Annotated in this window: 12 protein-coding genes; 8 read left to right on the top strand and 4 right to left on the bottom strand. The window is 54.5% G+C overall.

Annotation, left to right across the window (positions count from 1 at the left end):
- Positions 1–631: 631 nt before the first annotated feature.
- Positions 632–1,300, bottom strand: a complete 669-nt coding sequence (locus P1S59_13235; GenBank protein ID MDF1527206.1) for a pyrimidine 5'-nucleotidase — start codon at positions 1,298–1,300, stop codon at positions 632–634.
- A 483-nt stretch (positions 1,301–1,783) separates the two neighbouring features.
- Here P1S59_13235 and P1S59_13230 point away from each other — a divergent pair, with 483 nt between their 5' ends.
- On the top strand, positions 1,784–2,491 hold the full coding sequence (locus P1S59_13230) for a creatininase family protein (protein MDF1527205.1): 708 nt from the start codon (positions 1,784–1,786) through the stop codon (positions 2,489–2,491).
- Between the two features lie 557 nt (positions 2,492–3,048).
- On the opposite strand, the gene P1S59_13225 is transcribed toward P1S59_13230, so the two are convergent.
- Positions 3,049–3,873, bottom strand: coding sequence for an RNA methyltransferase (locus P1S59_13225; protein MDF1527204.1), 825 nt, complete (start codon positions 3,871–3,873; stop codon positions 3,049–3,051).
- Positions 3,874–4,121: 248 nt separating this feature from the next.
- Between P1S59_13225 and trxA the strand changes: the two genes are divergently transcribed.
- On the top strand, positions 4,122–4,451 hold the full coding sequence (gene trxA / locus P1S59_13220; GenBank protein ID MDF1527203.1) for a thioredoxin: 330 nt from the start codon (positions 4,122–4,124) through the stop codon (positions 4,449–4,451).
- 52 nt (positions 4,452–4,503) lie between these two features.
- Complete coding sequence (locus P1S59_13215) at positions 4,504–4,689, top strand: hypothetical protein (protein ID MDF1527202.1); 186 nt, start codon at positions 4,504–4,506, stop codon at positions 4,687–4,689.
- 95 nt (positions 4,690–4,784) lie between these two features.
- Here the strand turns inward: P1S59_13215 and P1S59_13210 are convergent, their stop codons facing one another.
- Both P1S59_13210 and P1S59_13205 read right to left on the bottom strand, forming a co-directional pair.
- Positions 4,785–4,952 (bottom strand): 4Fe-4S binding protein, encoded by a 168-nt coding sequence (locus P1S59_13210; GenBank protein ID MDF1527201.1) that lies wholly within the window; start codon positions 4,950–4,952, stop codon positions 4,785–4,787.
- A 234-nt stretch (positions 4,953–5,186) separates the two neighbouring features.
- Positions 5,187–7,505 (bottom strand): vitamin B12-dependent ribonucleotide reductase, encoded by a 2,319-nt coding sequence (locus P1S59_13205; GenBank protein MDF1527200.1) that lies wholly within the window; start codon positions 7,503–7,505, stop codon positions 5,187–5,189.
- Between the two features lie 487 nt (positions 7,506–7,992).
- Between P1S59_13205 and yedF the strand changes: the two genes are divergently transcribed.
- The 5 genes from yedF to purE all read left to right on the top strand — a co-directional run bounded on the left by yedF (position 7,993) and on the right by purE (position 15,128).
- Positions 7,993–8,625: a sulfurtransferase-like selenium metabolism protein YedF gene (yedF, locus tag P1S59_13200; protein ID MDF1527199.1), complete on the top strand. Its 633-nt coding sequence runs from the start codon at positions 7,993–7,995 to the stop codon at positions 8,623–8,625.
- Between the two features lie 614 nt (positions 8,626–9,239).
- Positions 9,240–10,226 (top strand): selenide, water dikinase SelD, encoded by a 987-nt coding sequence (gene selD, locus P1S59_13195; protein ID MDF1527198.1) that lies wholly within the window; start codon positions 9,240–9,242, stop codon positions 10,224–10,226.
- A gap of 1,092 nt (positions 10,227–11,318) precedes the next feature.
- Positions 11,319–12,899, top strand: a complete 1,581-nt coding sequence (purH, locus tag P1S59_13190) for a bifunctional phosphoribosylaminoimidazolecarboxamide formyltransferase/IMP cyclohydrolase (GenBank protein ID MDF1527197.1) — start codon at positions 11,319–11,321, stop codon at positions 12,897–12,899.
- Between the two features lie 115 nt (positions 12,900–13,014).
- Positions 13,015–14,292, top strand: a complete 1,278-nt coding sequence (gene purD / locus P1S59_13185; GenBank protein MDF1527196.1) for a phosphoribosylamine--glycine ligase — start codon at positions 13,015–13,017, stop codon at positions 14,290–14,292.
- A gap of 365 nt (positions 14,293–14,657) precedes the next feature.
- A complete protein-coding gene (purE, locus tag P1S59_13180) occupies positions 14,658–15,128 on the top strand; it encodes a 5-(carboxyamino)imidazole ribonucleotide mutase (GenBank protein ID MDF1527195.1) in 471 nt (156 codons plus the stop codon).
- Positions 15,129–15,478: the final 350 nt, after the last annotated feature.

The raw sequence follows: 15,478 nt of genomic DNA, 5'->3' as shown, positions 1-15,478 counted from the left end.
AGGGTGTAAGCAAGGGCTTCCGATGTCGGCAATAGACCAGTTTCCCGTTGACAGGACCGGCCTACTCATAGAAGAGTCACTGAGGTCACGGAGGAAGGCTTGATCCAGGTTTAAAGAGGAGTTGCTATAAAGGCGATGGTTTTTACCGCAGGGTACACCCATCGACGCGCTGCGCCCTTCGACCATGCTCAGGGTCTTCAACTTGCTCAGGGCAGACGGAGACAGGCAGAGGAAAGCTGAACTGCTGGTCACTCCGGGCCCGGACCCGGAGTCCAGTGGCATTTGTTACAGCAATACCACCTGTCTTCGTCCTTCGACCCTTCGACGATGCTCTGGGTGGTGAGCCTATCGAACCACAAGCTCAGGACTTCCGTCGTCGCCTTGGGTCGTCGCCAATGGCTTCCGGCTTCGCCTTGGGGCTACGCCGTGATAAAATGCCCTCACAAGCAGGCTATGCCGTGACAGGTCGCCGCGGCAGGCTTGATTCCGGATCATCACGCAGCAGGCGTGATGTCCGGAATGACGTTTATTTTCTCCCTCTCGCCCGCTCTCCCCCTCGCCCCCTCGCCCCCTCCAGTTCTTTCCCTCCGTGTCCCCGCGTCTAGTGTTCTCCTCACACACCGTGTCCAGTTCAATCCTGATACCATGGCATTGGGGAGAATATCGGAACCAGGTCGAGCACCTTTTCCACATGAAGGTCGCCGGCCCCATCCTCCCAGGGATTCACGTGGATAGACAGGGAACAAAGCTCACTTCCAGCTTTCACATTCACCAATAGGTCATCCACAAAAACAGTTTCCGCCAGTGAACAGTCAAGGAGGCCGGAAGCTGCTTCAAACGCCTCCCTGTGGGGTTTGCCGAGATATTTCGTGTCGGCAAGGTCACAGATGCCCTCGAAATATGGGGCAACCCCCAGGGCATCCAGGACCCGCCGCGCGTGCTGATTTGACCCGTTGGTGAATATGGCCATGGGAAGCTCAATGGACCGCAGGAAGGCGGCGAGGACCGGATCAGGTTTCAGCAGCTCCTCCACGGAAACGTCGTGGACATATTCCAGGTACTGATCCGGGTCCACGGAATGATGGGCCATGAGGCCGCCCAGAGTGGTTCCGTAACGATCCTTGTAATCCCTTCTCAGGGCATCCACCTTTTCGCTCTTACATTCGGTGAACTCCCTCACGAAATCGTTGATGCGCTCGTTGATGCGCTGGAACACCCCCTTTTCCCCATTGTAGAGGGTGTTGTCGAGATCAAAAAGAATCCCTTTGGCCGCTGCTAACTTCAGATTCAAATCGTTCAATTTGGTATTTCCTTTGGTAAAGATGTATGTTCAGTAACTGAAAAACGATTAAAAAAGTCTCCATTCTTTTTCACCACCCGTTCGTCACTCACTTCTGAAAAGTGACTCACTAGAGAACACTGAGAATACCCTTCGACAAGCTCAGGGATGCTGAGGAACCCAAGAACGCTTAAGCTATTCCTGTCACCGAAGCTGTTGAGTCATTCAGTCCAACTGGATTCATGACAATCACATAGTTCGCGTGACTTCCGAAATGACGATCGAAAACCAGTATTGTTAGCCTTTTCCCAGTTACAGGTTTCCTCAGTGTCCTCATTTTCCTCTGTGGTAAAAAAACATCGCCTTTATTGTAATCACGCCTTACCCGGAATGACGCCATTGGGTGAATTACAGATCACTGGACACCACTGGTAGTCTGCTATGCTATATTGAATTCTCGTATCCTACAACTGACATCCTACAACTGGCTTAAAGGAGAAACCTATGGAACTTATGTGGATGACAATGGAAGATGTCCGGAAGGAACAAAAAGCCGGGACACCGGTCATCGTCCCCTTCGGTACCGTCGAGCAGCACGGGTCCCACCTTCCCCTGTCCACCGACACACTTCAGGCATCGGCTGTCGCCTCCAAGGCAGCTGAAAGGGTAAGGATCATCGTCGCCCCTCCGGTTCATTACGGGCAATGCAGCAGCACAAGGAACCACCCCGGCACCATTACCCTGTCCGGAGACACCCTTCGGTCCGTGTCAAGGGACATCATCAACTCATTTGCCAGCCACGGTTTCATGCGGATCATCCTGTTTTCCGGTCATGCCGGCCGCATTCACATGGCCGCCCTCAGGGAAGCTGCTGAGGCGTGCGTACAGGCAAACAGGGACCTTAAACTGGCCGTGATCTGTGACCTGGACCTGGTGAAGGATGTGTCGGGGGACCTGCTCGCAACACCCCGTGACGGTCACGCCGGAGAGATCGAGACATCCAGGATGATGTACCTGCACCCCGACTCGGTGGGGGAACCGCCTGAGGAAGAGTATCCACAACTGCCTGCCGGGCAGGTTATTCCAGATCCTGAAAACTACTGGCCCGGAGGAGTGTGGGGAAACCCGCGAGCGGCCGACGCCCAAAAGGGACGTATAATTGTGGAAAGATCGGCGGAAGCGTTGGCAAAGATCGTGGAATCACTGGAATAGCGATTCCACGATCTCACCTGACATGGCGACGCGAAGACGCGGTGACACGGAGAAAGTGCAAGAGCTAAAGCTGGGAACAACAGTTACTATGAAAGCAATTAAAGCTTTAACGCAGAGTTACACAGGGCGGCCAATTACGTCCGCACCGCAGGGTTTCGCGGAGTAAAACCTTGAATCTTGGGGAAACACGGTTGCTATCAAGGCGACAGTTTTTACCACAAGTTATTGAAGACACTGAGAAATTCAGAATCTGGGTAAACAGCAGTTGCCATCAAAGTGATGTTTTTCCAACAGGGTTTCACAGGGTAAATCTACATATCAGGTTCCAGGTCACTCCGGGCCTACCAATAGTCCCCTTCCTTGTTCTTCCTCTCCCTATTGAGGGGGGAGGATTGAGGTGGGGGTGAAAGAGAAGGACCCGGAGTCCAGTCGCATTTGTTACAGCAATGCCATTGAATTCCGGACAATCACGCGGTTTGCGTGATTTCAGGAATGACGTTGATTTTCTCCCTCTCGCCCACTCTCCCCCTCGCCCCCTCCAGTTCTTTCCCCCCGCGTCACCGCGTCTCCCCTTCTCCGCGTCCCGCCATCGCCGCCATCTGGGCGGCGATGATCCCCCCTGCCACAACCACATTGAGGGAGTCAACTCCCTGGGCAAGAGGGATCCCTACAACCTGACCGGTGTGAAGGACCCACTCTGAAAAACCGCTGCCCTCGTTACCGAGAGCAAGGATAGAACGTTCAGCATATGCTATCGACCGGTAATCCTGACCCTCCCTGTCGGCGGCAAAAAGCGAATATCCCACCCGCGTCAGTCCTTCCATCTCCCGAGCCCCGATCCCTCCCCCGACACCTCCAAAGAGAGGAAGGTGGAACACACCGCCAGCGGAGGCTCTGACCCCCTTGGCGCTGAAAGGGTCGGCGGTCCCATCCCCCATGAGTACTCCGGAAAACCCGAGGGCCCAGGCCGTCCGGATGAGAGCACCAACGTTCCCGGGCTCCTGGAGACCATCGAGAAAAAACAGGGTGGATCTGCCAGTAAAACCCTCAAGCTCGTCAAGATCTCCCTGGGGTGGAATTCGGGCCACCCCCAGTATACCGGTACCGGCTTTCACCTCGGTTAGTTCCCTGAAATGAGCGGATGCGAGTGTATAGCACGGTACAACCGCCGATGAAAACTCTTCTGGGAGGGGCAACCTGCCATCTACGGTTCGGTCCTCTGACACGACGAGATAGAGAAGGTTCCCTGTACGATGAGCTTCCCGAAGAGAACGTTCCCCCTCCACCATGCAGAGCCCTTTCCGCCTTCTGATCTTCACGGAATCGAGAGAACGGATATCCCGGAGTTTTTCCCTGCTCAAAAATCCTTCTGTTTGAGCCAAATTGACCTCCATTGCATTATTATTTTCTAATATTCCGTTTTACCATTGACAGTCAACCCTTTGCGAGTTAAAATTCCACGGCAATGATACGGGAGACCCGGTAATCTGCCGAATAGGGTTTGTGTGATGATACAACAAATTCCATGGCGTTGTCAGGGTGTCAGACAAACCTCAAGCATCCAGTCGCAATTCCACGGCAGGCTGCCAGGACAGTATGTTTGTAAATACTTTAATTAAGGAGGAGGATCATGGCAGACAGCAAGAAGGTAATGGAACTGAGCGACGACAATTTTGAAGAGGAAGTTCTTAAAGAATCCAGACCTGTTCTGGTGGATTTCTGGGCTGTGTGGTGCGCTCCGTGCCGAATGATCGCCCCTGTGATGCAAGAGATCGCCGAGACCTACGGCGCCAAGATCAAGGTTGGCAAGGTCAACGTTGACGAAAACTCCAAGATCCCCAACCAGTACGGCATCAGAAGCATCCCCACAGTAATACTGTTTAAAGACGGCCAGGTTGCTGAGCAGGTCATCGGAGCCAACGCCGCTGAGATCAAGAAGATCGTGGAGCAGAACACTTGAGAAAAAGCTGTTTTAACCCTTTGTCAAACTCGAAATTACAGGAAACCGTCTAATGAACGCCTATTCAATATACGAACTGAAGTGCCCGACCTGCGAACTGCAGTACACACAGATGATAGCTGAACGTGAGGAAGGGCTGCTCATTCCCTGCCCATCCTGTGATTCGGCCCTGGACAAGGTCCGGAAGCTGACCGGAGCAGAACTCCTTTCCTGTGCTACCAGTTTTGGAGGCGGGTGATGACCCCGCTGCCGGCAGTTCGTTGGCTATAGAGGAAAAAAGAAGGGCGGCCTGCAGGCCGCCCTTTTTTATTTTAAACTTCTCAACAAATTTAATTATTCGCCAATAATGGCCTCTACAGGACATGTTTCAACACAGGCGCCGCAGTCGGTGCACAGTTCAGCATCGATAATGTAGATCTCTCCCTCGCTGATCGCGTCAACAGGGCACGAATCGACACAACTTCCACAGGCAGTGCATTCATCAGTGATAACGTGAGCCAAGGCGTTCACCTCCTTTTGATTTGAACGGATTTATAAAAAACTGCTTAATAAACAAGCCTGCATAACCTCCCGACATGCAAAAGTCAACCCATAAAATTGTGAGGAGACTGCCATACAATTTTATGGGTTAATATCTGGAAAATTCGCAAGTCTGAGAAAAAACTTTTTAGATTGAACAGTTGCAATAGTGGCTTCTTCCAATTTAGAAAATCTGCCCGCCCCCTGATAGATTTTCTAACTGCACTTCGAATAGCCGCAGGAATGGCAGGTGGCACAGCCTTCGGCAAACTCCAGGGTACCGCTGCAGTCCGGGCACAATTTCCCTGCAGATGACTTGAGATCGTCCGTGCCGGAGTTTCTCCTGGTCCTGGCCGGGAACTCGACGACCTTGAGAGGTTCATCCCCTCTCTCACTCCGGATATCCACGTACTGTCTCAGGGCTTTGGCGATGGCGTCTGAGCAGGAGAGGATCATCTCACCGTTCTGCCACAGCGGCGAGGGGCACCTGATTCCTGAAAGCTGCTTTAAAATGGAATCCACCTCGATACCTGATCGAAGGGCCAGGGAGACCATACGGCTCACCGACTCGGATTGGGACGCCGCGCAACCTCCGGCCTTGCCCATCTGTGTAAACACCTCACACAACCCCTTTTCGTCCTCATTGATGGTCACGTAGAGGTTACCGCACCCGGTCTTCATCTTGATGGTCATCCCCTGGGTTGTGCCAGGCCTGGGCCTCGGGGCCGGCATGGTCCTCCCCGTCGGATCCAGGGGCTGAGTAGAACTCCGGTCCTTGGTGCCATAGGAAAGAACCTGCTCGTCCCTGCTGCCGTCTCTGTAAACGGTTATCCCTTTACAACCAAGTTCGTAGGCCAGGAGATAAACCTCCTCGATGTCTTTCCTGGTGGCCTCGTTGGGGAAGTTAACTGTTTTGGAAACCGCATTGTCGGTATACTTCTGAAAGGCCGCCTGCATACGGATGTGCCATTCAGGGCTGATGTCATGGGAGGTCACAAAGACTCTCTTCACCCAATCCGGTATTCCCGATATGTGCTGGATGGACCCTTCCTGGACGATCTTTTCCATAAGGTCCTCGCTGTAGAAACCCTCCCGCCTGGCCACCTCTTTGAAATAGGGGTGCACCTCAACGAGGCGCTGGTTGTCCATAACGTTCCTCTGGAAAGCCACAGCAAAAAGAGGCTCGATACCGCTAGTGGTGTTTGCCAGGATGCTAATGGTCCCGGTGGGCGCAATGGTTGTCACGGTGGCGTTTCTCATGGGAGGGCGTCCAGGCACATCGAAGATACTGCCATCGTGGGCAGGAAATGCACCGCGTTCCTCGGCAAGGTTCTGGGATGCCTCCATCCCCTTCTGGTGGACGAACCCCATGACCTTGTCAGCCAGGGCCACCGCCTCCTCCGAGTTGTAAGGAATCCCGAGCCTGAACAGCATGTCGGCCCACCCCATAATGCCAAGCCCGATTTTACGGTTCTTTTTGGTCATGTCCTCGATCTTGTCGAGGGGATAGCGGTTCATCTCGATGACGTTATCGAGGAACCTTACCGAATGGGTGGTGACATGTCCGAGCTTGTCGTAATCGATGGATACCCTTTTGCCTTCATACCGCAGCACACGGGACAAGTTTATGGAACCAAGGTTGCAGGACTCGTAAGGAAGCAGCGGCTGCTCGCCGCAGGGATTGGTGCTCTCAATCTCCCCAAGTTGAGGGGTGGGGTTATCCCGGTTTACCCGATCCAGGAAAATGATACCAGGTTCGCCGTTCTGATATGCCTTTTCCACCACCAATTGAAAAACCTCACGGGCCTTCAGTTTGCTTACCTCTTCACCCGTTCTCGGGTTCATGAGAGAATACTCCTCATCCTCGCCCACAGCTCTCATGAACTCCTCTGTAAGCCCCACCGAAATGTTGAAATTGTTTAGCTGATCGTTCTCTTCCTTGCACCTGATGAAAAGCAGAATGTCCGGATGATCGATGCGGAGAATACCCATGTTGGCACCGCGGCGGGTGCCGCCCTGCTTTATGACCTCAGTGGCCTGGTTGAAGACCTTCATGAAGGATATGGGGCCGGAGGAAACGCCGGATGTGGACTTGACCACATCCTGGCCGGGCCGCAGCCTGCTGAAGGAAAAACCGGTCCCGCCGCCGCTCTTGTGGATCATGGCGGTATGCTTTACCGCATCAAAAATGCTCTCCATGGAATCTTCCACAGGAAGAACGAAACAGGCGGAAAGCTGCTGCAGTTCCCGACCGGCGTTCATAAGCGTTGGAGAGTTCGGCATGAAGGAAAGGGAAGCCATTAGGTTGAAATAGAGTTCCGCTGTCTCCTCGACCTGCTGGGGATCAGCGCCGAACTTTTCTTCAGCCTGGGCGATGTTGCCAGCAACCCGGCGAAAAAGGTCCTCAGGCCCCTCAAGGGGGTTCCCCTCATCGTCCCTTTTGAGATATCTTTTGGCCAGAACAACACGGGCGTTTTCAGAAAGCTCCACCTGGGTCAGGGTTGACCCAAAATCGAGGGTTTCCTGTTTTTTCATAGACTCACTGTCGGCACTCCCCGACTTGGTCACGGTCATATAATCCTCCGGAAACTACCTGTTTTAAAAAGGAAAAAAGAAGGGTGAGACTCCTATATATTGTATTTCAGACGGAAGATAGCACAATATATGGGAGTTATTCAAGAGCTTTTTGATTATCGTTACAAGATAGATTGATATTACCCGGAACGCGTGCTATGCATTCATTAAAGCTATGGATGCAATTGCTTAATTCAATTGGACTCCGGGTCCTTGCCCGGAGTGACGGGTGGAGCGACTGGACTCCGGGTTTTTGCCCGGAGTGACGGGTGGAGCGACTGGACTCCGGGTTCCCTGATTAAGGCCTTCTAGGACAAAATGGGCCCGGAGTGACCCGTCTTCGTTATGCTTGGGGCATAACTACGCCGAGGCAAGCTGAGAAGTGGAAAACATACCCCTCATTACCAAAATAAGGGGTAATACTTAGACACTTAGTTACATTCTTAATATGGAGGCCACCATAAAAAGCATTGACTGCAGAAACCTCGCCTGCCCGGGACCCGTCATACAGGTTAAAAAGACCCTTGAGGAGACACCCCCTGGTGTATCCTTTTCCGTTGATGTGAGCTCGGAGAGCAGCCGTGATAATGTGCGCCGCTTCGCCGAAAGCAGGGGTGCCGGCGTTCGTATCGAAGAAGGCGATGGAGGGGCCATTCGTCTGGTCATCACGGTACCGGTGCCGACTGACCCGGGGACACCCCTCGACAGGCTCAGGGCAGGCAATCAAATACAGGACGCGGTGAGAAAACCGCCTGTTATCTTCATCACTGGCGAAACCCTCGGGCAGGGGGATGAAAAACTCGGCCGTATCCTCATGGAGGGGTTTATCAACACTCTCCTGGACCAGGACCGGATCCCCGACCGGATCCTTTTTATGAACGCCGGTGTAAAGTTCGCGGTCCAGGGGTCCGCCGTTTTGAAAGCTCTGGGGAAAATGATCGACCGCGGCTGCGAGATCTTCGTTTGCGGCACTTGTCTGGAATTTTTTTCCCTCTCGGACAAGGTTTCCGTGGGCACAGTTTCAAACATGTTTGACATCCAGGGAGCCCTGCTTGAAGCGGCGAGTGTCATCAGGCCATAGGGTTTGAGGACTGAAAAACCGCTGGACACGGCTTAATCAAGTGCACAGGACACGGAGACGCGGGGACGCGGGGACGCGGGGACACGGTGGGAAACGAAGAGAAACCGCCTGACACGGGGACACGGGGACACGGCGACACGGTGGAAGGCGAACCACACCCATCCCCGCTCCGTCATTCCGGAAATCATCGCCAACTGCGGGATTGTCCGGAATTCAGTGAAGCAACGGTTCCTGTAAAGGCGGTGTTTTCACCACGGAGGCACGGAGGACACGGAGAAAGGCTGAACCCTGGGTAAAAACCTGTCATTGCGAGCCGAATCAAAGCGACTTGTCCGCCATAGCTCGTTCTCTCCCCTAATCTGGGTGTTCCAAACGAGCGACGGCGGAAGCAATCCCGGTTACTATAAAGGCGATGCTTTTTACCACTGAGCTCACTGAGGACACAGAGAAGATTTATATTAAGCGGGTTCAGGATCTTAACAGTGGCCCTCAGCGTAAGAGCTTTTAAATATCTGGAATCTGGAATCTGGATTCGGTATTCTAAATCTATGAAAAACCGCAAAGACATATACAGACTCACCGGGATGGTCAAAGCCGCTGGTTGAGCTGCCAAACTGGGTCCGGGCGACCTGTCAGTTCTTCTTGCACCGCTGCGTTCGGCCATGATGGCGGACGACCGTCTTCTGGTGGGAACAGAGACATCCGACGACGCCGGCGTTTACCGACTGAACGGGGACACAGCTCTCGTCCAGTCTATCGACGTCATCACCCCCATTGTGGACGATCCGGCCGATTTCGGCTACATCGCGGCCATTAATGCCCTTTCGGATATCTACGCCATGGGCGGAACTCCCCTCACCGCCCTGACCTTCCTGGGCTTCCAGCAGTGTGAACTTCCCCTGGGAACAGCATCACTCATACTTAAGGGTGCCCTCGCAGCGCTGACAGAAAACCGATGTACGGTCGTGGGCGGCCACACGGTGGAAGACCCCGAGATCAAATTCGGCCTTGCCGTCACCGGTACCGTTCACCCTGATGCAGCGATCACAAACAACACCGCAATGGACGGCGACCTCATCTACCTGACGAAGCCCCTGGGAACCGGTATCGCCTCCACTGCCCTGAAAGGGGAACTGATCCCCCAGTCGTTGAGTGAAGAGTTCGTGGGCTGGATGAAAATGTCCAACGGCCCTGCAGCGGCCGCCATGGTCGAAACGGGAGTTTCAGCCGCCACCGACGTCACGGGGTTCGGCCTTCTCGGGCACTTGTGGGAGATGTGCGCCGGATCGGACCTGGGAGCCGTTCTCGACATGGACTCCATCCCGAAGATGACAGGAATAGAAGAGATGGTTGATTCGGGGATGGTCCCTGCCGGAGCGTATCGAAACCGGGATCACCTGGAGGGTAAAGTCACATTCCCCTCTCAGTCCAAGGAAAGGCTGTGGCCTCTTTTCGACCCCCAAACCTCCGGGGGATTGCTCATCGCCGTATCCCCGGACAAGGAGGACAGTTTTGAACTGGCCCTTGGCGCAGAAGGTGTACCGGTGCACAGGATAGGGATGTTCAGATCTCAACCGGGGATTGAGATCGTGGAAACGTAGACACAGGGAAAAAAAGGTATGGGTGTAAGGGAGTATGGGGGTATGGGAGTAAAACCTGGAACTTGGAACCTGGAACCCCGGCCATAGGCTGGCATCATTCCGGGCGAAGCCTGCCAATAGTCAACTTCCTAATTCTTCCTCCCCTTGCCAATAGTCCATTTCCATACTCTCCCTCGCCCATGAAGGGGGGCCGGGGTGAGGGGGAAGGTTTACCGAGGCGGGAAGATCCGCCGTTGCTAAAGCTATGGCGGACAAGTCGCTTTGGGGCGGCTCGCGATGACCCCTCGACTGGGCTCGGGGCAGGCAGGCAAAAGCGACCCGTCTTCGTTATTCGAACTACGCCGTGACAGGCTGGATTCCGGATCATCACGCGGCAGGCGGATCATGTTCGACTCCGTGTCCCCGCCTGTCCCGCCTGCCCTGCCTGTCCCGAGCCTGTCGAGGGGAGATTGTCGAAGGGAGCCTGTCGCCTGCCCTGAGCTTGTCGAAGGGTGACCTCCGTGGTGAAAACACCGCCTTTACAGGAACCGTTCCTTCCTGGATTTCAGCCTTTCTCCGTGTCCTCCGTGCCTCCGTGGTGAAAAACATCGCTTTAATAGCAACCGGCGCCTTAACCCAGGATTCAGCCTTTCTCTGTGCCCTCTGCCTGCCCTGAGCTTGTCGAAGGGTGACTCTGTGGTGAAATCAGCCGCTTTCACAGGAACCGGAATTGCCGCGTCGACCGGTCCCCTGGATTCCGGACAATCCCGCAATTGGCGATGATTTCCGGAATGACGGCATGTTCGTCACTCCGTGTCCCCGCGTCGGATGATTTACCTCCGCGTCCATTATATTGACCCTCCCCACACCATCGTGTAAAACTACTCTTGCTTATCCAAAACCAGCACATGGTTTTGGATGTTGCCCCTCCGGGGACATCAATTGACACTCCGATTGTCCCGAAAAGAGGCGATCAGGGTAAACCAACACAATAAAAAACTTTTTGCTCCGGAATCACCGTAAAACATATATTTTTTGCGCTTCCGGGGTTTCTGAAACAATTTCCGCAGCGTGTGACATTTTTTCAATACGCTGGAGAAAGAAAGGAGCTCCATGAAAAGAGAACCACTTCCCGTCGCGAGAGCCCTTGTCAGCGTCTGGGACAAGACGGGTCTCGAACCGTTCTGCCGGGCTCTCGTCGATCTCGGCATTGAGATCGTTTCTTCGGGCGGCACCGCGCGAACCCTTGAGGAGGCCGGTATACCTGTTATTCCTGTAAGCGACATAACGGGCTTCCCCGAGATCCTGGACGGTAGGGTAAAAACCCTTAACCCGATGATCCACGGGGGCATATTGGCCCGAAAAGAGATCCCCGACCACCTTAAGCAGCTTCAGAACCATGACATCACCCCCTTCGACCTGGTGGTGGTCAACCTTTACCCCTTCCAGAAAACGGTTGAAAAAGGTGACGCCACCCTCGACGAGGCTCTCGAAATGATCGACATCGGCGGCCCGGCAATGGTGCGAGCCGCAGCCAAGAACTTCCCTTCTGTGGCCGTTATCGTTAACCCGGAAAGGTACGGGTCAATCCTGGACGAGATGACTGATGAGGTCGGCATTTCTTTTGCCACCCGGCTTGCTCTTGCCCGGGAAGCCTTTTCCCACACATGTATATACGATTCAGCAGTGGCCGCATATTTTTCATCCCTGGATGAGGAGGGAGGGAGAACCGGTGATGTGTTTCCTGAAACCCTCATCGTTTCCGGCCGCAAGCTGCAGGACTTGAGGTACGGAGAGAACCCCCATCAGAAAGCAGCTTTTTACGCCGGAACAACTTCAAGAGAACCGCTCCTGACCCAGGCGCGCCAGCTGTGGGGGAAGGAGCTTTCCTACAACAACATCCTGGACACTGACGCCACGCTCCAGCTGACAATGGAGTTCGATCAGCCGGCCTGCGTGATCGTCAAGCACACAAACCCCTGCGGCGCGGCTTTGGCCGGGACCCTGGCCCAGGCACACAGGCAGGCCATGAAAACAGATCCCCTATCCGCTTTCGGCGGCATTGTGGGTTTTAACCGCGAAGTGGACAAGGAAGCAGCCCAGGAGGTCGCCAAGGTTTTTACCGAGGTTATCATCGCCCCATCCTACAGCGAAGAAGCCCTCGAGATCCTGAAAACAAAGAAGAACCTCAGGATCCTCGAACTTCCAGGGATAGACCGACCGGAATTCGATCCGGCCATCCCTTTTATCAGGAGTACGGGAGGAGGCTTCCTGGTACAGGACCGGGACCTTCTCACCCTGGAAGAGGGGAAAATATCGGTGGCAACCAAACGCCTCCCCACCAAGGAGGAAATGACCGCCATGCGTTTCGCGTGGACCATCGCCAAACATGTTAAATCCAACGCAATTATCTACGTTAAGGAAGACCAGCTCGTGGCGGTGGGAGCGGGGCAGATGAGCCGCGTGGATTCAGCGAAAATCGGGATCATCAAGGCTAATCTCCCCATCGAGGGAACGGTCCTTGCCTCCGACGCCTTCTTCCCATTCCGAGACGGGATAGACGCGGCCGCTGAAGCGGGAGTCACCGCTATTATCCAGCCTGGCGGCAGCGTGCGAGACGAAGAGGTCATTGCCGCGGCAGACGAGCACGGCCTTGCCATGGTGTTTACGGGGATAAGGCACTTTAGACATTAAAGAGACAGGTAAGGGAGTATGGGAGTATGAGAGTGAAGAGAACCGGTTCTTACCCCGTTACCCCGACACCCCCATACCCCCACACTGCGTGTAATAGACATTCTGGGAGGTGAGAATGAAGGTTTTAGTAGTTGGCGGTGGAGGGCGAGAGCACACTCTGGTGTGGAAGCTGAACCAGTCCCCGAGAGTCACCAAGGTGTACTGCGCCCCGGGCAATGCCGGGATCGCCAGGGAGGCGGAGGTGGTATCCATCGATGTTACCGACATTAAAGGCCTCGTGGATTTTGCTGTCAGTGAGGGCATCGGCCTGACCTGCGCCGGCCCTGAATTGCCCCTGACTCTCGGCATCGTGGACGCCTTCGAGGCTGCGGGCCTGCGTATCTTCGGCGCCAGTAAGGCGGCCGCTGAGATCGAGGGCAGTAAAGTGTTCACGAAAAACCTGCTTGCCAAGTACAACATCCCCACCGGAACTTACCAGGTCTTTGACGATGCGGACGCAGCAAGGGCATACCTGAAGAAGATCGGTGCCCCCATCGTAGTCAAGGCTGACGGCCTGGCGGCCGGCAAAGGGGCCATCGTCTGTCAGACGATCGAGGAGGCCGAGGAAGCTGTAAGGCTTTGCATGGATGAACGAGCCTTCGGCGACGCGGGAGACACGATCGTCATCGAAGAGTTTCTTGTAGGCGAAGAAGCCTCATTCCTGGCCTTTTCGGATGGAAAGACTGTCCTGCCCATGGCTACATCCCAGGACCACAAGCCTATTTTTGACGGGGACAAGGGACCCAACACGGGCGGCATGGGAGCCTACTCACCCGCTCCCGTGGTGACACCAGAGCTTTTTGACCAGGCCATGAACGAGATCATGATCCCCACGGTACAGGCCATGGCCGCAGAAGGTCGGCCCTACAAAGGTGTGCTCTACGCAGGGCTGATGATTAAAGATGGAAAAGCCCGGGTTCTGGAGTTTAACGCACGTTTCGGAGACCCCGAAGCCCAGCCCCTCTTCATGAGGCTGGACGGGGACCTTGTGGAAATAATGGAGGCGGTGATAGACGAACGCCTCGATGAGATAACCCTGGACTGGCAGGACGACGCCACCATTTGCGTTGTGATGGCTTCCGGCGGCTATCCCGGGGATTACGAAAAGGGCAAAGTAATTACCGGTATCGATGAGGCTGACGCTCTTCCAGATGTAAAGGTGTTCCACGCAGGCACAGCCCTAAAGGACGGGAAGATCGTCACATCCGGCGGCAGGGTGCTTGGCGTGACGGCCAGGGGCAAGGACATCCCCCAGGCCATCGAACGGGCCTACGAAGCCTGCGCTCTTATCAAGTGGGACGGGGCACAGTACAGGACGGACATCGGAGCCAAGGCAATAAAATTCCTGAAATAGTAGTGTTTTTAAACGCAGAGGTCGTCACGCCACTGGCGTGACAGGCTTCGGACGCAGAGGAAGGCTTTAATCTGGGGAAAGAACAGTTGCTATTATAGCGACAAAAGCCTTACCGCAGGGTTCACAGCGCAGCCAATTCCAGGCTGCACCACAGGGTTACACAGAGTAAAACCTCAGTCTGGGGTAAGAGCGGTATCCAGGTATTTAGGTGTCTAAGTATCCAGGTTTTACGGATCACGAAATACGGCTTTTTTACCACTGGGTTTATTGAGAACACTGAGAGAAGCTGGAATTTAAGAATTAAACGGTTTACTTAAAAACGATAATAGCCTTAATTATCAAAACCAATTGGAACGGGAGACTTTATGGAAAAAGTTGATGTTCTTATTCTCATGGGCAGTCCCTCTGATGAAAGCACCATGGTGGATGCCGCAAATACCCTTCGGAAGTTCGGTGTCCCCTTTCGAATGGCGGTGGCTTCAGCTCACCGGACCCCCGAAAGGGTGCGCAAACTGGTGGAGGAGGCGGAAAAAGACGGGTGCAGTATCTTTATCGCCGGGGCTGGCTGGGCTGCCCATCTCGCCGGGGTCGTGGCTTCCCTCACCGTAAAACCTGTGATCGGGGTGCCCATCCCCTCCTCGCCCCTCAACGGCCTTGACTCCCTGCTCTCCACAGTCCAGATGCCGGGGGGGATCCCGGTTGCCACCGTGGCCCTGGGAAACGGAGGAGCGCAGAACGCAGCGCTCCTGGCCATCTCCATCCTGGCCCTGAGTGATGATTCCCTGAGTACGAAACTCGAAGATTACCGAAAAGAGCTGGCTGAGGCCTTTAATTAACGCAAAACCGCCTGACTCGGGGACACGGAGGAAAGGCGAAAATATAGACTGAGCGACTGAGCGAAAAGGAATAAAACTGAACATCAAGCTGCACCTATCGTCATTCCGAAAATCATCGCCAATTGCGGGATTGTCCGGAATCCAGTGAAGCAACGGTTCCTGTAAAGGCGGCTGATTTCACCACGGAGGTCACCCTTCGACAAGCTCAGGGCAGGCAGAGGACACAGAGAAAGTCTGAGAAAAAGCGAAACAGGGGGGAAGGAGCGGTTCAGGCACGTAGATACTTAGACACGTAAGTCTTCCGGAATCCAGCCTGCCACGGCGTAGTCTAAAAGACGAAGACGGGCCTG

The sequence above is a fragment of the bacterium genome, from assembly GCA_029210965.1.
Classification (GTDB): domain Bacteria; phylum BMS3Abin14; class BMS3Abin14; order BMS3Abin14; family BMS3Abin14; genus JALHUC01.
This window is presented reverse-complemented; position numbering and strand designations above follow the sequence as displayed.